General features: G+C 65.9%; 28 protein-coding genes and 1 pseudogene. All 29 read right to left on the bottom strand.

What is annotated here, in order from left to right:
• Positions 1-65: 65 nt before the first annotated feature.
• Positions 66-476: a 50S ribosomal protein L17 gene (rplQ, locus tag ASG59_RS04090; protein ID WP_055881632.1), complete on the bottom strand. Its 411-nt coding sequence runs from the start codon at positions 474-476 to the stop codon at positions 66-68.
• Between the two features lie 148 nt (positions 477-624).
• Entirely contained in the window at positions 625-1,680 is a 1,056-nt protein-coding gene (locus ASG59_RS04085) for a DNA-directed RNA polymerase subunit alpha (protein WP_156399100.1), read from the bottom strand.
• Positions 1,681-1,773: 93 nt separating this feature from the next.
• Positions 1,774-2,658, bottom strand: a complete 885-nt coding sequence (locus tag ASG59_RS04080; protein WP_056407121.1) for an MBL fold metallo-hydrolase — start codon at positions 2,656-2,658, stop codon at positions 1,774-1,776.
• Positions 2,659-2,702: 44 nt separating this feature from the next.
• The gene (rpsK, locus tag ASG59_RS04075; RefSeq protein WP_055881646.1) at positions 2,703-3,092 is read right to left on the bottom strand and encodes a 30S ribosomal protein S11; all 390 of its coding nucleotides are present in this window, start codon (positions 3,090-3,092) and stop codon (positions 2,703-2,705) included.
• Between the two features lie 172 nt (positions 3,093-3,264).
• Complete coding sequence (rpsM, locus tag ASG59_RS04070) at positions 3,265-3,633, bottom strand: 30S ribosomal protein S13 (protein ID WP_055881814.1); 369 nt, start codon at positions 3,631-3,633, stop codon at positions 3,265-3,267.
• Positions 3,634-3,838: 205 nt separating this feature from the next.
• Positions 3,839-4,441 carry an adenylate kinase gene (locus tag ASG59_RS04065; protein ID WP_056407118.1) on the bottom strand — a complete coding sequence of 201 codons (603 nt, stop codon included), beginning with the start codon at positions 4,439-4,441 and terminating at the stop codon, positions 3,839-3,841.
• Between the two features lie 106 nt (positions 4,442-4,547).
• Entirely contained in the window at positions 4,548-5,885 is a 1,338-nt protein-coding gene (secY, locus tag ASG59_RS04060; RefSeq protein WP_056282040.1) for a preprotein translocase subunit SecY, read from the bottom strand.
• A 123-nt stretch (positions 5,886-6,008) separates the two neighbouring features.
• Entirely contained in the window at positions 6,009-6,515 is a 507-nt protein-coding gene (rplO, locus tag ASG59_RS04055) for a 50S ribosomal protein L15 (protein ID WP_055881657.1), read from the bottom strand.
• 11 nt (positions 6,516-6,526) lie between these two features.
• On the bottom strand, positions 6,527-6,718 hold the full coding sequence (gene rpmD / locus ASG59_RS04050; RefSeq protein ID WP_056282043.1) for a 50S ribosomal protein L30: 192 nt from the start codon (positions 6,716-6,718) through the stop codon (positions 6,527-6,529).
• Positions 6,719-6,728: 10 nt separating this feature from the next.
• Positions 6,729-7,316, bottom strand: coding sequence for a 30S ribosomal protein S5 (gene rpsE / locus ASG59_RS04045; RefSeq protein ID WP_055881662.1), 588 nt, complete (start codon positions 7,314-7,316; stop codon positions 6,729-6,731).
• A 96-nt stretch (positions 7,317-7,412) separates the two neighbouring features.
• Positions 7,413-7,775: a 50S ribosomal protein L18 gene (gene rplR / locus ASG59_RS04040; protein WP_055881666.1), complete on the bottom strand. Its 363-nt coding sequence runs from the start codon at positions 7,773-7,775 to the stop codon at positions 7,413-7,415.
• Between the two features lie 12 nt (positions 7,776-7,787).
• The gene (gene rplF, locus ASG59_RS04035; RefSeq protein WP_055881669.1) at positions 7,788-8,321 is read right to left on the bottom strand and encodes a 50S ribosomal protein L6; all 534 of its coding nucleotides are present in this window, start codon (positions 8,319-8,321) and stop codon (positions 7,788-7,790) included.
• A gap of 23 nt (positions 8,322-8,344) precedes the next feature.
• Complete coding sequence (gene rpsH, locus ASG59_RS04030; RefSeq protein WP_055881679.1) at positions 8,345-8,740, bottom strand: 30S ribosomal protein S8; 396 nt, start codon at positions 8,738-8,740, stop codon at positions 8,345-8,347.
• A 12-nt stretch (positions 8,741-8,752) separates the two neighbouring features.
• Complete coding sequence (gene rpsN, locus ASG59_RS04025) at positions 8,753-9,058, bottom strand: 30S ribosomal protein S14 (protein ID WP_055881681.1); 306 nt, start codon at positions 9,056-9,058, stop codon at positions 8,753-8,755.
• A gap of 40 nt (positions 9,059-9,098) precedes the next feature.
• A complete protein-coding gene (gene rplE / locus ASG59_RS04020; RefSeq protein WP_055881686.1) occupies positions 9,099-9,665 on the bottom strand; it encodes a 50S ribosomal protein L5 in 567 nt (188 codons plus the stop codon).
• Positions 9,658-9,975 (bottom strand): 50S ribosomal protein L24, encoded by a 318-nt coding sequence (gene rplX, locus ASG59_RS04015; protein WP_055881688.1) that lies wholly within the window; start codon positions 9,973-9,975, stop codon positions 9,658-9,660. Before rplX ends, rplE begins: the two co-directional genes overlap by 8 nt.
• Positions 9,975-10,343, bottom strand: coding sequence for a 50S ribosomal protein L14 (rplN, locus tag ASG59_RS04010; RefSeq protein WP_055881693.1), 369 nt, complete (start codon positions 10,341-10,343; stop codon positions 9,975-9,977). Before rplN ends, rplX begins: the two co-directional genes overlap by 1 nt.
• A gap of 225 nt (positions 10,344-10,568) precedes the next feature.
• Positions 10,569-10,832: a 30S ribosomal protein S17 gene (gene rpsQ, locus ASG59_RS04005; RefSeq protein WP_055881697.1), complete on the bottom strand. Its 264-nt coding sequence runs from the start codon at positions 10,830-10,832 to the stop codon at positions 10,569-10,571.
• A 10-nt stretch (positions 10,833-10,842) separates the two neighbouring features.
• Positions 10,843-11,058, bottom strand: a complete 216-nt coding sequence (rpmC, locus tag ASG59_RS04000) for a 50S ribosomal protein L29 (protein ID WP_055881700.1) — start codon at positions 11,056-11,058, stop codon at positions 10,843-10,845.
• 14 nt (positions 11,059-11,072) lie between these two features.
• On the bottom strand, positions 11,073-11,486 hold the full coding sequence (gene rplP / locus ASG59_RS03995; protein ID WP_055881703.1) for a 50S ribosomal protein L16: 414 nt from the start codon (positions 11,484-11,486) through the stop codon (positions 11,073-11,075).
• 39 nt (positions 11,487-11,525) lie between these two features.
• The gene (gene rpsC, locus ASG59_RS03990; RefSeq protein ID WP_055881707.1) at positions 11,526-12,260 is read right to left on the bottom strand and encodes a 30S ribosomal protein S3; all 735 of its coding nucleotides are present in this window, start codon (positions 12,258-12,260) and stop codon (positions 11,526-11,528) included.
• 10 nt (positions 12,261-12,270) lie between these two features.
• The gene (rplV, locus tag ASG59_RS03985) at positions 12,271-12,657 is read right to left on the bottom strand and encodes a 50S ribosomal protein L22 (RefSeq protein WP_055881711.1); all 387 of its coding nucleotides are present in this window, start codon (positions 12,655-12,657) and stop codon (positions 12,271-12,273) included.
• Between the two features lies 1 nt (position 12,658).
• Positions 12,659-12,937, bottom strand: coding sequence for a 30S ribosomal protein S19 (gene rpsS, locus ASG59_RS03980; RefSeq protein ID WP_018044225.1), 279 nt, complete (start codon positions 12,935-12,937; stop codon positions 12,659-12,661).
• A gap of 5 nt (positions 12,938-12,942) precedes the next feature.
• Positions 12,943-13,779, bottom strand: coding sequence for a 50S ribosomal protein L2 (gene rplB / locus ASG59_RS03975; protein WP_055881725.1), 837 nt, complete (start codon positions 13,777-13,779; stop codon positions 12,943-12,945).
• Positions 13,780-13,805: 26 nt separating this feature from the next.
• A complete protein-coding gene (locus ASG59_RS03970) occupies positions 13,806-14,102 on the bottom strand; it encodes a 50S ribosomal protein L23 (RefSeq protein WP_055881749.1) in 297 nt (98 codons plus the stop codon).
• A complete protein-coding gene (gene rplD / locus ASG59_RS03965) occupies positions 14,099-14,719 on the bottom strand; it encodes a 50S ribosomal protein L4 (RefSeq protein WP_055881760.1) in 621 nt (206 codons plus the stop codon). Before rplD ends, ASG59_RS03970 begins: the two co-directional genes overlap by 4 nt.
• The gene (gene rplC, locus ASG59_RS03960; protein WP_055881762.1) at positions 14,719-15,462 is read right to left on the bottom strand and encodes a 50S ribosomal protein L3; all 744 of its coding nucleotides are present in this window, start codon (positions 15,460-15,462) and stop codon (positions 14,719-14,721) included. The genes rplD and rplC overlap by 1 nt, the downstream gene beginning before the upstream one ends.
• A 50-nt stretch (positions 15,463-15,512) precedes the next feature.
• Positions 15,513-15,821 carry a 30S ribosomal protein S10 gene (gene rpsJ / locus ASG59_RS03955; protein WP_018044230.1) on the bottom strand — a complete coding sequence of 103 codons (309 nt, stop codon included), beginning with the start codon at positions 15,819-15,821 and terminating at the stop codon, positions 15,513-15,515.
• An 88-nt stretch (positions 15,822-15,909) separates the two neighbouring features.
• Positions 15,910-16,014: pseudogene (locus ASG59_RS19705) on the bottom strand (elongation factor Tu); the annotation flags it as partial.
• Positions 16,015-16,071 lie beyond the last annotated feature (57 nt).

Below are 16,071 nucleotides of genomic sequence, written 5' to 3'. Positions count from 1 at the left end.
CGAACGAAAAAGGGGTGGCCGAACCGGCCACCCCTTTTCTTTCGTTGCGGTCGTGAAAACGCCGATCAGGCGGCTTCGTCGACGGGCGCCTGGCCGGAATCCTTGCCGCGGGCCTCGACGTCGCGATCCACGAACTCGATCACGGCGAGGGGGGCGTTGTCGCCGTAGCGGAAGCCCGCCTTCATGATGCGGCAATAGCCGCCCGGACGGGTGTTGTAGCGGGGACCGACCACCGCGAAGAGCTTGCGGACCATGTCGGCGTCGCGGATCTGCGACATCGCCAGGCGGCGGGCGTGCAACGTATCGGTCTTGCCCAGCGTGATCAGCTTCTCGATGACCGGACGCAGGTCCTTGGCCTTCGGCAGAGTCGTGATGATCTGCTCGTGCTTGATCAGCGCGGCGCACATATTGGCGAACATCGCCTTGCGGTGCTCGGTGGTGCGGTTGAAGCGACGACCGCGAAATCCATGACGCATGATTGGCTCTCCTGATTATAGCGGCCGCCGTGCCACGGTACGGCCGTCGTTCTTGATAAGGCGAATGGCGAATGGCGAATGGAAGGCGGCGAAAAGGTCGAGCCGGGCTCGGTTACCCCACTCGCCATTCGCCATCTCGCCATTCGCGCTAGTAATGCTCTTCGAAGCGCTTGGCGAGGTCTTCGATGTTCTCCGGCGGCCAGCCGGGGATGTCCATGCCGAGGTGGAGGCCCATGGCGGCGAGCACTTCCTTGATCTCGTTGAGCGACTTGCGGCCGAAGTTCGGGGTGCGCAGCATCTCGCCCTCGGACTTCTGGATGAGGTCGCCGATGTAGACGATGTTGTCGTTCTTCAGGCAGTTCGCCGAACGCACCGAGAGCTCGAGCTCGTCGACCTTCTTGAGCAGGGCCGGGTTGAAGGGAAGCTGCGGCGCGAGCGGCTGCGCCTCCTCCTTGCGGGGCTCCTCGAAGTTCACGAACACCTGGAGCTGGTCTTGGATGATGCGCGCGGCGTAGGCGAGTGCATCCTCCGGCGACACGGCGCCGTTGGTCTCGATGGTCATCGTCAGCTTGTCCTTGTCGAGATCCTGGCCCTCGCGGGTGGTCTCGATGCGGTAGCTGACCTTGGTCACGGGCGAGAACAGGGCGTCCACCGGGATCAGGCCGATCGGCGCATCCTCGGGGCGGTTGCGTTCGGCCGGGACGTAGCCCTTGCCGGTGGCGACGGTGAACTCCATGCGGATCTCGGCGCCGTCGTCGAGGGTGCAGATCACGAGGTCGGGGTTCAGGATCTGGATGTCGCCGACCGCCCCGATGTCGCCGGCGGTGACGAGGCCGGGGCCGGTCTTGCGCAGGGTCAGGCGCTTGGGCGCCTCGGTCTGCGAGCGGATCGCGATGGTCTTGATGTTGAGGACGATGTCGGTGACGTCCTCGCGCACGCCGGGGATCGAGGAGAATTCGTGGAGCACGCCGTCGATCTGGACCGAGGTCACGGCCGCGCCCTGCAGCGAGGACAGCAGCACGCGGCGGAGCGAGTTACCCAGCGTCGTGCCGAAGCCACGCTCGAGCGGCTCGGCGACGACGGTGGCGACCCGCTTGGGGTCGTGTCCGGTCGAGACCTGGAGCTTGTTCGGCTTGATGAGCTCTTGCCAGTTCTTCTGAATGACCACGGTCCTACCTCTCGCACTACCTGTCGCGATCCCCATGACGCGGGACCACGTGTGATGCCCGAACGCGCGTCGCGATGCGCGGGAGGGCCTCGAAATCCTGGTCCGTCCGCCGAGAGCGGACGGGATAAGTCAGTGTGCCGCCACCCATAGCTCCGGCACGAAGCTGTAGCCGCCGCCGTCACGGGCGACATAGCCCAGCGCGGGGAACTCCAGATGCGCGCCCGAGATGAGGCTGCGCTCGGAGGCGACCTCGTCGAGGATGCGCCGGCGGGTCTCCCGCGCCCGGTCGCCATCGACGTCGAACGTCATCCCGGCCTCGGGACGCTTGAACTGGATCGCCGGAAGGTGGACGATATCGGCCCACATGAAGAGGGCCGCCGACCCTGAGACGATCCGGTAGCCGGTGTGGCCCGGCGTGTGGCCCGGCAGCGGCACCGCGGTGATGCCGGGTGCGACCTCGCCCCCGGTCACCGTCCGTAGACGCGTCGCATAGGGAGACGTCGCCTTCTGCGCCGCCTCGAAGTACGACTTGGCGTCCTCCGGGGCCCGCGTGAGGGCCGCATCGTCGAGCCAATGCCCGGCTTCCGCCTCGTGGAGCACCAGTTCGGCGTTCGGATAACGCGCCACGCCGTCGCCATCGATCAGACCACCGGCGTGGTCTGGATGGAGATGCGTGAGGAGGATCGACTCGACCTCCTCGGCACGAACACCGGCCGCGGCCAGCGCTGCCGGTACGCGCCCGAGGGTGTCGCCGCCGAACCCGCCCATGCCGGTGTCGATCATAACCGGGGCACGACCGGCACCGGTGACGACGAAGGCGTTGAGGGTGATGCGGGGATCGTTCGCGCGAAAGCCGGCCGCTTGCAGCGCGCCGGCATCCTCCTTGGCGATCCCCGTGACGAGATCGAGGGACCCCTGCAGGTATCCGTCGTTGAGGGCGGTGACCGTGAGGTCACCGATCGTCCAACGCAACACGCCGGGAAGGGGCTTCGAGGCATCGCCCGCCACGGGCATCTCCGTCTTCGATTTTCGGCTTCGAGCGGTTTTGGATACCGTCCTCAGACGCGACGACGCTTGCGCGGGCGGCAGCCGTTGTGCGGGATCGCGGTGACGTCGCGGATCGAGGTGACGGTGAAACCGGCGGCCTGGAGGGCGCGAAGAGCCGACTCACGACCCGAGCCGGGACCCGAAACCTCGACCTCGAGGGTGCGCATGCCGTGTTCGGAGGCCTTGCGGGCCGCATCCTCGGCCGCCACCTGGGCGGCGTAGGGCGTCGACTTGCGCGAGCCCTTGAAACCCATCGCACCGGCGGACGACCACGAGATCGTGTTGCCCTGAGCGTCGGTGATGGTGACCATCGTGTTGTTGAACGAAGCGTTCACATGGGCGACGCCCGACACGATGTTCTTGCGTTCGCGGCGGCGAACGCGGGTTGCTTCCTTGGCCATGCTCTCGTCTCTCGTCCTTCAAGCGCGCCCGTCATTCCAGGCGCTCGGGATTCTTCATCGGGTTCGGCGGCCTGGCTTCGATCGCCGTACCGCCTAGCGGGAGCCCCGCAACGGGACGCCCGACGCAATGTCGGGAAGCCTCGGCGACGCGAGGCCTCCCGGATGGGAAAGGTTACTTCTTCTTGCCGGCGATCGGCTTCGACTTGCCCTTGCGGGTGCGCGCATTGGTGTGCGTGCGCTGGCCGCGGACCGGCAGGTTGCGGCGGTGGCGAAGGCCGCGGTAGCAGCCCAGGTCCATCAGGCGCTTGATGTTCATCGAGACTTCACGGCGCAGGTCACCCTCGACCAGGTAATCGCGGTCGATGGTCTCGCGGATCTGGAGGATCTCGGCGTCGGTGAGCTGGTTGACGCGACGCTCGGCCGGGATGTTGACCTTCGTCGTGATCTCCTCGGCCTTCTTCGAGCCGATGCCGTGAATGTACTGCAGCGCGATGACGACGCGCTTGTTGGTCGGAATGTTAACGCCAGCGATACGGGCCAAGGTCATTCTCCATGGGGCGATCGGGCGAAGCCCGGCCCGGATGATAAGACGTGCGTCCGGTGGAGGCCGGCCCCTGCACGCCGTCCATAACGACAAATCGGCCCGCGGCCCCTCGATGAGGTACCCCGGACCCATGGTGCGTGTGGACGAAGGTCGGTCCGTTAACGCGGCGGGGCTGACGTGTCAACCCGTTACCGCGAGGCTCTCAGGCCGACGCGGCCTCCGCGTGACTGTCGAGGATCGCCATCAGGTCGGTGGTGACGTCGTCGACGGGCTTCATGCCGTCGATGGTCTCCAGCATGCCGAGGCTGCCGTAATAGGCCGACAGCGGCGCGGTCTGGGCCCGATAGGCGGCCAGGCGCGTCTTGAAGACTTCGGGCGTATCGTCCTTGCGGACCGGCTCGCCGCGGGCCGCGGTCTCAGCCGCCCGGTTGGCGATCCGACCGACGAGGGCATCCTCGTCCACCACGAACTCGACCACCGTATCCAACGCCAGACCCCTGTCCGACAGCATCCTGTCGAGGGCCGCAGCCTGGTCTACGGTGCGCGGAAAGCCGTCGAGGATGAAACCGGCGCGGGCGTCCTCCTCCTCGACGCGATCGGCGACGATGCCGACGACGATGGAATCGGTGACGAGGCCGCCGCTCTCCATGATCGACTTGGCTTCCAATCCGACCGGGGTCCCCGCGGCGACGGCCGCGCGGAGCATGTCGCCCGTGGAGAGCTGCGGAATGCCGAACCGTTCGACGATGCGGGCCGACTGGGTTCCCTTGCCGGCTCCGGGGGGTCCGAGCAGGATGATCCGCATGGGCGTCGTGTCCTCGTGAGCAACCCGAAGGCCGGGCCTCTTGATTGTCCTCGGCGACGCCTCCCGGACGCCGCCGCAGCGGTTATGGCAGCGGTTTTGACGGTCGTTAGCGTCGGCGTGTGGCGCCGCGCAACTTCGCCTTCTTCACCAGCCCCTCGTACTGATGAGCCATCAGGTGCCCGTGGATCTGCGCCACGGTGTCCATCGTCACGGACACCACGATGAGCAGGGAGGTACCGCCGAAGCCGAGGCTGGCCGATGCATAGGAGGCCAGGATCTCGGGCACGAGACACACGAAGGTGAGGTAGAGCGCGCCGATCACCGTGATCCGGGTAAGGACCTTGTCGATGAAGCTCGCCGTCCGCTCTCCCGGCCGGATGCCCGGGATGAAGCCGCCGTGCTTCTTCAGATTGTCGGCCGTCTCCTCGGGATTGAACACCACCGCCGTGTAGAAGAAGGCGAAGAAGATGATCAGCGCCGCGTAGAGCACCATGTACAGCGGCCGCCCGTGGCCGAGGTAGGTGGTGAGCGTCGCCAGCACGCCGGTGCCGCTCTGGTTGGCCGAGAAACTCGCGACGGTGGCCGGCAGCAGCAGCAGCGAGGATGCGAAGATCGGCGGAATCACGCCGGCCGTGTTGAGCTTGAGCGGCAGGAACGAGGTCTGGCCCTCGTACATCTTATTGCCGACCTGACGCTTGGGGTAGTTGATCAGCAGGCGGCGCTGGGCGCGCTCCATGAACACGATGAAGTAGACGAGCGCGGCCGCCGCGACGCCGACCCCGAGAATCACGGCCGTGGACAGGGCACCCGTACGGCTGAGCTCGAGCGCGCCGATGATCGCGGTGGGCAGGTGGGCGACGATGCCGGCGAAGATGATGAGCGAGGAGCCGTTGCCGATGCCGCGCGAGGTGATCTGCTCGCCGATCCACATCAGGAACAGCGTGCCGCCCGTGAGGGTCACCACGGTGGACAGGATGAAGAACGGACCCGGATCGGTCGCCGCGCTCGATCCCTGGAGGCCGAAGGCGATGCCCCAGGATTGCACCAGCGCCAGCACCACGGTGAGGTAGCGGGTGTACTGGTTGATGACCTTGCGGCCCGACTCGCCTTCCTTCTTCAGCGTCTCCAAGGTCGGGATCACCGACGTCAGGAGCTGGATGATGATCGAGGCCGAGATGTAGGGCATGATGTTGAGCGCGAAGATCGCCATGCGCTCGACGGCACCGCCGGAGAACATGTTGAACAGGCCGAGCACGCCGCCGGCCTGGCTCTGGAAGTTGCGCGCGAACTGTTCGGGGTCGATGCCCGGAATCGGGATGTAGGTGCCCAGCCGGAACACCACGAGCGCACCCAGCGTGAACCAGATGCGCTTCTTGAGTTCGTCGGCCTTTGCGATCGCCCCGAAATTGAGGTTCGCGGCAAGCTGCTCGGCGGCTGAGGCCATGTCACCGGTTCCTGAAAACCAATCGTTCAGGTGCCTGAAGCACCCACCACGAAGCGAAACGGCGGCCACGCGCAGGTCGCACGGGCCGCCGCTCCAGGCTTCGACTTAAGGTCCGCGACCGTCCTACGCAACAGTGGCGTCGGCAGCCTTGCCGCGGGTGGAGACCCGATCCGCGAACTGGACCGTCACCGAACCGCCGGCCTTCTCGACCGCAGCGATGGCGGACTTCGAGGCGCGGGTGACGGTGAAGGCGAGCTTCGCCGTCAGCTCGCCGACGCCGAGGAGCTTCACGCCGTCACGGCCACGGGCGCAGATGCCGGCCGCCACGAGGGCGTCCATGTCCACGGTGGCGGACGCATCGAGGCGACCGGCATCCACGGCCTGCTGGATGCGCCCGAGGTTCACCTCGTTGAGGTCCGTCGAGTACAGGTTGTTGAAGCCGCGCTTGGGCAGGCGACGGTGTAGCGGCATCTGGCCGCCCTCGAAGCCCTTGATCGAGACGCCGGTACGGGCCTTCTGACCCTTGACGCCGCGACCAGCGGTCTTGCCCTTGCCGGAGCCGATGCCCCGGCCGACGCGCATCCGGTTCTTGGTGGCGCCGACGTTGTCGTGGATTTCGTTCAGCTTCATGATGCCCTCCCTCAGGCCGCGTCGTCGAGGACGCGCACGAGGTGCTGAACCTTGCGGATCATGCCTCGCACGGAGGGGGTATCCTCCAAGGTGGAAACCCGGTGCAGCTTGTTGAGCTTGAGCCCGATCAGCGTCGCGCGCTGGTCGTTCTCACGACGGATCGGCGAGCCGATCTGTTCGATGCGGAGAGTCTTGCCAGTCATCGGACCCTCCTCAAGCCACGGCCGCTTCGGACAGGTCCGAAGCGTCCGCATCACGACGACGGGCCTGCAGGGCCGAGACCTTGAGGCCACGGCGAGCCGCGACGGCGCGCGGGCTGTCCTCGTTCTTCAGCGCGTCGAAGGTGGCGCGCACGAGGTTGTAGGGGTTGGACGAGCCGAGCGATTTGGCAACCACGTCCTGCATGCCCAACGTCTCGAAGACGGCGCGCATCGGGCCGCCGGCGATGATGCCGGTACCCTGGGGCGCGGCGCGCAGGATCACCTTGCCGGCGCCGTGACGGCCTTGGACGTCGTGATGGAGCGTCCGGCCTTCGCGGAGCGCAACGCGGACGAGACCACGCTTGGCGGCTTCCGTCGCCTTGCGGATGGCCTCGGGCACTTCACGTGCCTTGCCGTGGCCGAAGCCGACGCGACCCTTCTGGTCACCGACGACGACGAGGGCGGCGAAACCGAAGCGACGGCCACCCTTCACCACCTTGGCGACGCGGTTGATGTGGACGAGCTTGTCCACGAACTCGCTGTCGCGCTCCTCGCGCTCGTCGCGGCGGCCGCGGCCCCCGCCTTCCCGTTCACGTGCCATATCGTTGTTGATCCCATCTCACTGGCGCGGACAGCGGGGTCCGCTCGCTTGAATCGTTTCGATGAGGGACGGCGAATGCCGTCCCTCCCGCCGTTATCAGAACTCCAGGCCGCCCTCGCGGGCCGCCTCGGCGAGCGCCTTAACGCGGCCGTGGTAGAGGTAGCCTGAGCGATCGAAGATCACCTGGGTGACGCCGGCCGCCTTGGCCCGCTCGGCGACGAGCTTGCCGACGGCCGAAGCCGCCGCGACATCGGCGCCGGTCTTGAGACCGGTCCGCAGATCCTTGTCGATGCTCGAAGCGGCGGCGAGGGTCCTGCCCTCGGCGTCGTCGATCACCTGAACGTAGATCTGCTTCGAGGAGCGGAACACCGAGAGTCTCGGACGTCCCTTGGCCGCGGCCCGCAGCGCGCGGCGCACACGCGCCTTGCGGCGGTCGAGTGCATCGATTTTGCGTGACATGATCGCCGGCCCTTACTTCTTCTTGCCTTCCTTGCGGAAGATGAACTCGCCCGCGTACTTCACGCCCTTGCCCTTGTAGGGCTCGGGGCCGCGATAGTCGCGGATCTCGGCGGCAACCTGACCGACCACTTGCCGGTCGATCCCCGAGATCACGATCTCCGTCGGCTTGGGCGTCACGATCGTGATGCCGGCCGGGATCTGATACTCGATGTCGTGGCTGTAGCCGAGCGAGAGCTTGAGCGCCTTGCCGGCCATCGCCGCGCGATAACCGACGCCCGTGATCTCGAGCTTCTTCTCGAAGCCCTTCGACACGCCCTCGACCAGGTTCGCGACCTGGGCACGGGAGGTGCCCCACAGCGAGCGAGCCTGCTTGGTCTGGTCCTTGGGCTGCACCGAGACGGCGCCGTCCTCGAACGATACGTTCACCAGGTTGGGAACGACGAACGCGAGTTCGCCCTTCGCACCCTTAACAGTCACCGTCTGACCGTTCACCGTCGCCGTCACACCGGACGGGACGGGGACGGGCTTCTTGCCTACGCGAGACATGGCCTTTCCTCCTTCGTCCGAGATCAGAACACCTTGCAGAGCACTTCGCCGCCGACGTTGCGCTCGCGCGCCTCGTGGTCGGCCATGACGCCCTGCGGGGTGGACACGATGGTGACGCCGAGACCGTCGGCGACGCGGGGCAGTTCGCCGACCGACGAGTAGACCCGACGGCCGGGCTTCGAGACACGCTGGATCGAGCGGATGACGGGCTGGCCGTCGTAATACTTCAACTCAATTGCGAATTCCGTGCGGCCGTTCCCGTAATCGGTGGTGGCGTAGTCACGGATGTAGCCCTCGGACTTGAGGACGTCGAGAACGCTGGCGCGCAGGCGCGAGCCGGGCGTCTGCACGACGTTGCGCCGGCGCTGCTGTCCATTGCGGATGCGTGTGAGCATATCGCCCACGGGATCGTTGACCATGGTACGTGCTCCTTACCAGCTCGACTTGACGAGACCGGGGATCAGACCCTGGTTGCCGAGTTCGCGCAGCGCGATGCGCGACACGCCCATCTTGCGATAGAAGGCGCGGGGCCGACCGGTGATGCCGCAACGATTGCGGACACGGGTCGCGGACGAGTTGCGGGGTAGTTCCGCGAGCTTGAGGCGCGCCTCGAAGCGCTCCTCCATCTCCAGGGACTCGTTGTTGGCCGTGGCCAGAAGGGCCTTACGCTTCGACGCGTAGAGCTTAACGAGGACCTTGCGGTGGTTGTTCTTCTCGATCGAGCTTTTCTTTGCCATGTCTGTCTCCGGTGTCCGCGTATAAGGACCGCTGGGGTTCTTACTGCCGGAACGGGAATCGGAACTGCGTGAGGAGCGCGCGCGCCTCAGCATCGGTCTGGGCCGTGGTCTGGATCACGATGTCCATGCCCCAGGTCGCCTCGGCCTTGTCGTAGGAGATCTCCGGGAACACGAGGTGCTCCTTGAGTCCCAGGGCGTAGTTGCCGCGGCCGTCGAAGGAGCGCGGGTTCAGGCCGCGGAAGTCGCGGACGCGGGGAAGCGCGATCGTCACGAGACGATCCATGAACTCGTACATCCGGGCCTTGCGCAGGGTGACCTTGCAGCCGATCGGCATGCCCTCGCGAACCTTGAAGGTCGCGATGGCCTTGCGGGCCCGGGTGATGACCGGTTTCTGACCGGCGATCAGCGCCAGGTCCCCGGCGGCAACGGTGGCCTTCTTCGAATCGGCGGTCGACTCGCCGACGCCCATGTTGATGACGATCTTTTCGATCGTCGGTACCTGCATGGGGTTCTTGTAGCCGAACTCTTCGATCAGCTTCTGGCGCACGACTTCGTCGTAGTGCTTGCGCAGACGCGGCACGTAGCCGTCAACATTTGCCTCAGCCATCGATCAGATCCCCCGAGCGCTTGGCGAACCGGACCTTGCGGCCGTCGTCGAGAATGCGGAAACCAACGCGCGTCGGCTGACCGTCCTTGGGGTCGGCGATCGCGATGTTGGAGAGATGGATGGCGGCCTCCTTGGAGATGATGCCGCCTTCCTGGTTCTGGGTCTGCTTCTGATGCTTCTTGACGAGGTTGATCCCGCGCACGAGAGCCTTGTCGTCCTTCGGCATGACCTGAACCACCTCACCGGAGCGACCCTTGTCGCGACCGGTGAGGACGACGACCTTGTCGCCCTTCTTGACCTTGGCAGCCATCACAGCACCTCCGGAGCGAGCGAGATGATCTTCATGTGATTGCGGCCCCGCAGCTCGCGCGGCACCGGTCCGAAGATACGGGTGCCGATCGGCTCCTTCTGATTGTTGATCAGAACGGCAGCGTTCTTGTCGAAGCGGATCACCGAACCGTCGGCACGCTTCACTTCCTTGGCGGTGCGGACGACGACCGCCTTCATGACGTCGCCCTTCTTCACGCGGCCGCGCGGAATCGCTTCCTTGACCGAGACGACGATGATGTCACCGACGCCGGCATATTTACGCTTCGACCCGCCGAGTACCTTGATGCACATCACGCGACGCGCACCAGAGTTGTCGGCGACGTCCAGATTCGTCTGCATCTGGATCACGAGAGTGACCTTTCCTTGTTTCAGACGGGTTTCCGCACACGGACGGTATTGTCCGGCGGACGACGCCTGATGGGGATCTGATGCCCCCGTCCATTAGTCGGACCGCGCTATCGGCGCTAGGAAGCGCCGGCGCGGTCACCGCAGCCAAGTGAGGACGAATCCGTCGTCACGAAAACATATGCGAAGGTCGGTCGCCTACAGGGAACCGACGTTCGATGCAAGCCCTCAGGAGGCGGGAGCCTCGACGGCGGCGGCCTGTGCGGCCTCCACGAGCTTCCAGGTCTTGGTCTTGGAGAACGGACGGCACTCCTCGATCGACACGGTCTGGCCGACCTTGGCGACGTTGGCTTCGTCGTGGGCGTGGTAGTTCTTGGAGCGACGGACGGTCTTCTTCATCACCGGATGGGTGAAGCGACGCTCCACCTTCACGACGATGGTCTTCTCGCCCTTGTCGCTGACGACGACGCCCTGCAATACGCGCTTCGGCATGGTGTACTCCTCAGGCCTGCGCTTGGCCGAGCGTCTTCTGACGCTGCAGCGTGCGGACGCGGGCGATGTCGCGACGAACCTCACGGACCCGCGCGACGTTCTCGAGCTGGCCGGTGGCGCCCTGGAAGCGCAGGTTGAACTGCTCCTTCTTCAGGTTCAGCAGCTCGTCGTTCAGTTGATCCGGCGACAGGGCGGCCAGATCCGATTGTCTCTGCGACGACTTCATGATCCCCTCCTCCCTCAGTCAGCGATACGCTGAACGACGCGCGTGCGGATCGGGAGCTTCGCCGCGCCGAGGCGCAGGGCCTCCTTCGCGATGTCCTCGGCCACGCCGTCGACTTCGAACATGATCCGGCCGGGATGCACGCGGGCAGCCCAGAACTCGGGAGCGCCCTTACCGGAGCCCATGCGGACCTCGGTGGGCTTTGCCGTGACCGGGACGTCCGGGAAGATCCGGATCCAGACGCGGCCCTGGCGCTTCATCTCGCGGGTGATCGCGCGGCGGGCCGCTTCGATCTGGCGAGCGGTGATACGCTCCGGCTCGATGGCCTTCAGGCCGAAGCTACCGAAGTTGAGATCGAAGCCGCCCTTGGCCGCACCGTGGATGCGGCCTTTGAACTGCTTGCGAAATCGGGTCTTTTTGGGTTGCAACATGGCAGCCTCTCAACACCTTCCTTGGGCTGGCGGTAGCGATCAGGCGTGATCGCGACGACCGCGGCCGCCTTCGCCATCGCGCTCACGGCGTCCGCCCGAACGGCCACCCTCTTCCTGAGCACGCTTGTCCTGCGCCATCGGGTCGTGCTCGAGGATCTCTCCCTTGAACACCCACACTTTGATGCCGCACGTCCCGTAGGTCGTGAAGGCGGTCGCGGTGCCGTAGTCGACGTCGGCGCGCAGCGTATGCAGCGGCACGCGACCCTCGCGGTACCATTCCTGGCGCGCGATCTCAGCGCCGCCGAGGCGGCCCGAGCAGTTGATACGGATGCCCTCGGCGCCCAGACGCATCGCCGACTGAACGGCCCGCTTCATGGCACGGCGGAAGGCGACCCGGCGCTCGAGCTGCTGCGCGATCGAGTCCGCCACCAGGGTGGCGTCGATCTCGGGCTTGCGCACCTCGACGATGTTGATCGTCACGTCGGCCTTGGTCATGGTGCCGACGAGCTTGCGCAGCTTCTCGATGTCCGCGCCCTTCTTGCCGATCACCACGCCCGGACGACCGGAGTGGATGGTGACGCGGCACTTTCGGTGCGGACGCTCGATCACGATCTTGGAGACCGCCGCCTGCTTGAGCTGCTTCATAAGCGACGCGCGAATGGCGACGTCCTCGTGCATCAGCTTGGCGTATTCGCCTTTCTGGGCGAACCAGCGGGAGTCCCAGGTCCGGTTGATACCGAGCCGCAGACCGATCGGATTGATTTTCTGGCCCATCAGGTCCTCCTCACGCCGCTTCGGCGGTCGGGACTTCGCGCACCACGATGGTGAGGTTCGCGAAGGGCTTCAGGATGCGTGCGCCGCGGCCGCGGGCCCGAGCGTGGAAGCGCTTGAGCACGAGGGCCTTGCCGACGAACGCCTGGGCGACGACTAGGTCGTCGACATCCAGATTGTGGTTGTTCTCGGCGTTGGCGATGGCGCTCTCGAGGCACTTCTTGACCTCGCGGGCGATCCGCTTGCGGGAGAATTCGAGGTCGGCGAGTGCCGAATCGACCTTCTTGTTGCGGATCAGCTGGGCGACGAGGTTCAGCTTCTGAGGGCTGACACGCAGCATGCGCGCGACGGCCTTCGCCTCGTTGTCCGGCAGCGCGCGGGGGGTGGCTTGCTTGCCCATCTCAGCGCCTCTTCGCCTTCTTGTCGGCCGCGTGACCGTGGAAGGTGCGGGTCGGCGAGAACTCGCCGAACTTGTGGCCGACCATTTCCTCGGAGACATAGACCGGGATGTGCTTCTGCCCGTTGTGCACACCGAAGGTGAGCCCGACGAACTGCGGGAGGATCGTGGAGCGGCGGCTCCAGATCTTGATGACTTCGTTGCGGCTGGATCCGCGAGCGGTCTCAGCCTTCTTGAGGAGGTAGCCGTCGATGAACGGCCCCTTCCAGAGCGAGCGTGCCATGATGGTTACTTCTTGCGGTTGTGACGGCTGGACAGGATGAACACGTCGGTCCGCTTGTTGGACCGGGTCTTCTTCCCCTTCGTGGGCACGCCCCAGGGCGTGACCGGGTTGCGGCCGCCCGAGGTCCGTCCCTCGCCGCCGCCGTGCGGGTGATCGACCGGGTTCATGGCGACACCGCGGACGTGCGGGCGCTTGCCCAGCCAGCGATTGCGGCCCGCCTTGCCCAGCGAGATGTTCATGTGGTCCGGGTTCGACACCGCACCAACGCTGGCGAAGCACTGGCCGTGGACCAGGCGCTGTTCGCCGGAGTTCAGGCGCAGGGTGACGTAGCCCTGGTCGCGCCCGACGATCTGGGCGTAGTTGCCGGCCGAGCGCGCGATGGCACCGCCCTTGCCGATCTTCAGCTCGACGTTGTGGACGATGGTGCCCACCGGCATGTTGCCCACCGGACCGGCGTTGCCGGGCTTGATGTCGACCTGCTCGGCCGCGATCACCTTGTCTCCGGGCGACAGGCGCTGCGGAGCCAGGATGTAGCTCTGCACGCCGTCCGGATAGGTGATCAGCGCGATGAACGCCGTCCGGTTGGGATCGTACTCGATCCGCTCGACGGTGGCGGACACGCCCATCTGCTCGCGACGCTTGAAGTCGACGTTGCGCAGGGTGCGCTTGTGCCCACCGCCACGGAAGCGGACCGTGATGCGGCCGAGGTTGTTGCGGCCGCCGGACGACGACTTGCCCTCGGTGAGCTTCTTGACCGGCTTGCCCTTGTAGAGCTCACGGCGGTCGACGAGCACGAGCTGGCGAAGGCTCGGCGTGACCGGTTTGAATGTCTTCAAGGCCATCGGTGGTAATCCTTAACCCGACTGTCTCAGAGGCCGGTCGTGACGTCGATCGTCTCACCCTCGGCGAGGGTCACGATCGCTTTCTTCACGTCCGAACGCTGCCCGCGCAGACCGCGGAAGATCTTCTTCTTGCCCTTGGTGACGAGCGTGTTCACGCCCACCACCTTGACGTCGAACAGACGCTCGACCGCTTCCTTGATCTGCGGCTTGGTGGCCTTCGGCGCGACCCGGAAGACGACCTTGTTCTGCTCGGTGAGGTTCGTCGCCTTTTCCGTGATCACGGGCGAGACGATGATGTCGTAGTGACGCGGATCGGCACTCATTTGAAACGCGCCTCCAGCGCATCGACGGCGGCGCGCGTCAGCACGAGCTTGTCGCGGCGCAGGATGTCGTAGACGTTGATGCCCTGCACGGGGAGCACGTCGATCATCGGGATGTTGCGGGCGGCGCGACCGAAGTTCACGTCGACCTCGGCCCCGCTGATGATCAGAGCGCTCGACAGGCCCATCTTGCCGAACCGCTCGACGAGACCCTTGGTCTTGCCGTCGGCCAGCGTCACGTCGTCGACGATGATGAGGGTCGAGGCCTTCACCTTGGCCGAGAGCGCATGCTTGAGAGCGAGCGCACGGACCTTCTTGGGCAGGTCGTGGGCATGGCTGCGGACGACCGGACCGAACGCACGACCACCGCCGCGGAACTGCGGAGCGGAGGCGGCGCCGTGACGGGCGTTACCGGTGCCCTTCTGCTTGTAGAGCTTCTTGCGGGTCCGGTTCACGTCCGAGCGGTTCTTCACGGCGTGGGTGCCGGCCTGGCGCTTGGCGAGCTGCCAGCGCACCATGCGCTGAAGAAGGTCGGCGCGCGGCTCGAGCCCGAAGATGGTCTCGTCCAGGTCGACCGAGCCGGCGCCGTCGCCGTCGAGAGTGGTGATATCGAGCTTCATCACGCATTCTCCTCGGAAGCGGGAGCCTCGGGAGCCGGAGCTTCGGTGGCGGGAGCAGCGGAGGAACCGTTCTCACGGAACTTGCCAGGCTGCGGCACGTCGGCGGGGAGCTTGCGCTTCACCGCGTCGCGGATCTGGATCCAGCCGCCGGCGACGCCGGGGACGGCACCTTCGACCAGGATGAGTCCACGCTCGGGGTCGGTACGGACGACGCGCAGGTTCTGCGTCGTCACCCGGTCGACACCCATGTGGCCGGGCATCTTCTTGTTCTTGAAGGTCTTGCCCGGGTCCTGACGCCCACCGGTCGAACCGATCGAACGGTGCGAGATGGACACTCCGTGGGTGGCACGCAGACCGCCGAAGTTCCAGCGCTTCATACCGCCGGCGAATCCCTTGCCGGTGGTGGTGCCGGTGACGTCGACGAACTGGCCGGCGATGAAGTGGTCGGCCGTGATTTCCGCCCCGACCGGGATCATCGCGTCCTCGGACACGCGGAACTCGGCGAGCTTCTGCTTGGGCTCGACCTTGGCGATCGCGAAGCGGCCGCGTTCGGCCATCGACACGTTCTTCACCTTGGCCTTGCCGACGCCGACCTGGAGGGCGACGTAGCCGTTCTTCTCGACGGTGCGGTGGGCGACCACCTGGCATTGATCGATCTTGAGCACGGTCACGGGAATATGTTCGCCTGCATCCGTAAAGACGCGGGTCATCCCGACCTTCTGTGCAATGACGCCTGAGCGCATAGGTATCTCCCTCGCGCGATGAAACGGTAAGCTCTAAATCCCTGCGGGACTCAGAGCTTGATCTCCACGTCCACGCCGGCGGCGAGGTCGAGCTTCATCAGCGCGTCCACGGTCTGGGGCGTCGGATCGACGATATCGAGCACACGCTTGTGCGTGCGCATCTCGAACTGCTCGCGCGACTTCTTATCGATGTGGGGCGAGCGGTTGACGGTGAACTTCTCGATGTGCGTCGGCAGCGGGATCGGGCCACGGATGGTGGCGCCGGTGCGCTTGGCGGTCGAGACGATCTCTCGGGTCGACGCATCGAGGATACGATGGTCGAACGCCTTGAGGCGGATGCGGATATTCTGACCGTTCATGACCTGAAACCTTGGCGGGACGAGAAAGGGGCGGGCGCGAGGACCCGCCCCTCGGTCGTTCCTCAGCAGACGTGATCGCTAAGCGAGACTAGTCGTTGATGGCGGCGACGACGCCGGCGCCGACGGTGCGACCGCCCTCGCGGATGGCGAAGCGCAGCTTCTCTTCCATGGCCACCGGCACGATCAGGGCGACCGCCCTCGCGGATGGCGAAGCGCAGCTTCTCTTCCATGGCCACCGGCACGATCAGGG

The organism is Methylobacterium sp. Leaf466 (assembly GCF_001425565.1).
In the GTDB taxonomy this organism is placed as follows: domain Bacteria; phylum Pseudomonadota; class Alphaproteobacteria; order Rhizobiales; family Beijerinckiaceae; genus Methylobacterium.
This window is presented reverse-complemented; position numbering and strand designations above follow the sequence as displayed.

Bases quoted from the DNA above. Each gene is read 5' to 3' on its own strand.
- rpsQ (WP_055881697.1), bottom strand. From the start codon at position 10,832: ATGCCGAAGCGCGTATTGCAGGGCGTCGTCGTCAGCGACAAGGGCGAG.
- rpsJ (WP_018044230.1), bottom strand. From the start codon at position 15,821: ATGAACGGTCAGAATATCCGCATCCGCCTCAAGGCGTTCGACCATCGT.
- rplV (WP_055881711.1), bottom strand. From the start codon at position 12,657: ATGGGCAAGCAAGCCACCCCCCGCGCGCTGCCGGACAACGAGGCGAAG.
- rplB (WP_055881725.1), bottom strand. From the start codon at position 13,779: ATGGCCTTGAAGACATTCAAACCGGTCACGCCGAGCCTTCGCCAGCTC.
- rpmD (WP_056282043.1), bottom strand. From the start codon at position 6,718: ATGACTGGCAAGACTCTCCGCATCGAACAGATCGGCTCGCCGATCCGT.
- rpsK (WP_055881646.1), bottom strand. From the start codon at position 3,092: ATGGCCAAGGAAGCAACCCGCGTTCGCCGCCGCGAACGCAAGAACATC.
- rpsH (WP_055881679.1), bottom strand. From the start codon at position 8,740: ATGGTCAACGATCCCGTGGGCGATATGCTCACACGCATCCGCAATGGA.
- ASG59_RS04065 (WP_056407118.1), bottom strand. From the start codon at position 4,441: ATGCGGATCATCCTGCTCGGACCCCCCGGAGCCGGCAAGGGAACCCAG.
- rplE (WP_055881686.1), bottom strand. From the start codon at position 9,665: ATGGCTGAGGCAAATGTTGACGGCTACGTGCCGCGTCTGCGCAAGCAC.
- ASG59_RS04085 (WP_156399100.1), bottom strand. From the start codon at position 1,680: ATGGGGATCGCGACAGGTAGTGCGAGAGGTAGGACCGTGGTCATTCAG.
- secY (WP_056282040.1), bottom strand. From the start codon at position 5,885: ATGGCCTCAGCCGCCGAGCAGCTTGCCGCGAACCTCAATTTCGGGGCG.
- ASG59_RS03970 (WP_055881749.1), bottom strand. From the start codon at position 14,102: ATGAGTGCCGATCCGCGTCACTACGACATCATCGTCTCGCCCGTGATC.
- rplQ (WP_055881632.1), bottom strand. From the start codon at position 476: ATGCGTCATGGATTTCGCGGTCGTCGCTTCAACCGCACCACCGAGCAC.
- rplD (WP_055881760.1), bottom strand. From the start codon at position 14,719: ATGAAGCTCGATATCACCACTCTCGACGGCGACGGCGCCGGCTCGGTC.
- rpsC (WP_055881707.1), bottom strand. From the start codon at position 12,260: ATGGGCCAGAAAATCAATCCGATCGGTCTGCGGCTCGGTATCAACCGG.
- rplC (WP_055881762.1), bottom strand. From the start codon at position 15,462: ATGCGCTCAGGCGTCATTGCACAGAAGGTCGGGATGACCCGCGTCTTT.
- rplX (WP_055881688.1), bottom strand. From the start codon at position 9,975: ATGGCTGCCAAGGTCAAGAAGGGCGACAAGGTCGTCGTCCTCACCGGT.
- rpsE (WP_055881662.1), bottom strand. From the start codon at position 7,316: ATGGCACGTGAACGGGAAGGCGGGGGCCGCGGCCGCCGCGACGAGCGC.
- ASG59_RS04080 (WP_056407121.1), bottom strand. From the start codon at position 2,658: ATGCCCGTGGCGGGCGATGCCTCGAAGCCCCTTCCCGGCGTGTTGCGT.
- rplP (WP_055881703.1), bottom strand. From the start codon at position 11,486: ATGTTGCAACCCAAAAAGACCCGATTTCGCAAGCAGTTCAAAGGCCGC.
- rplR (WP_055881666.1), bottom strand. From the start codon at position 7,775: ATGTCACGCAAAATCGATGCACTCGACCGCCGCAAGGCGCGTGTGCGC.
- rplO (WP_055881657.1), bottom strand. From the start codon at position 6,515: ATGAAGCTGAACGAAATCCACGACAACGTCGGCGCCACCAAGAACCGG.
- rpmC (WP_055881700.1), bottom strand. From the start codon at position 11,058: ATGAAGTCGTCGCAGAGACAATCGGATCTGGCCGCCCTGTCGCCGGAT.
- rpsN (WP_055881681.1), bottom strand. From the start codon at position 9,058: ATGGCAAAGAAAAGCTCGATCGAGAAGAACAACCACCGCAAGGTCCTC.
- rpsS (WP_018044225.1), bottom strand. From the start codon at position 12,937: ATGGCACGCTCGCTCTGGAAGGGGCCGTTCATCGACGGCTACCTCCTC.
- rplF (WP_055881669.1), bottom strand. From the start codon at position 8,321: ATGTCTCGCGTAGGCAAGAAGCCCGTCCCCGTCCCGTCCGGTGTGACG.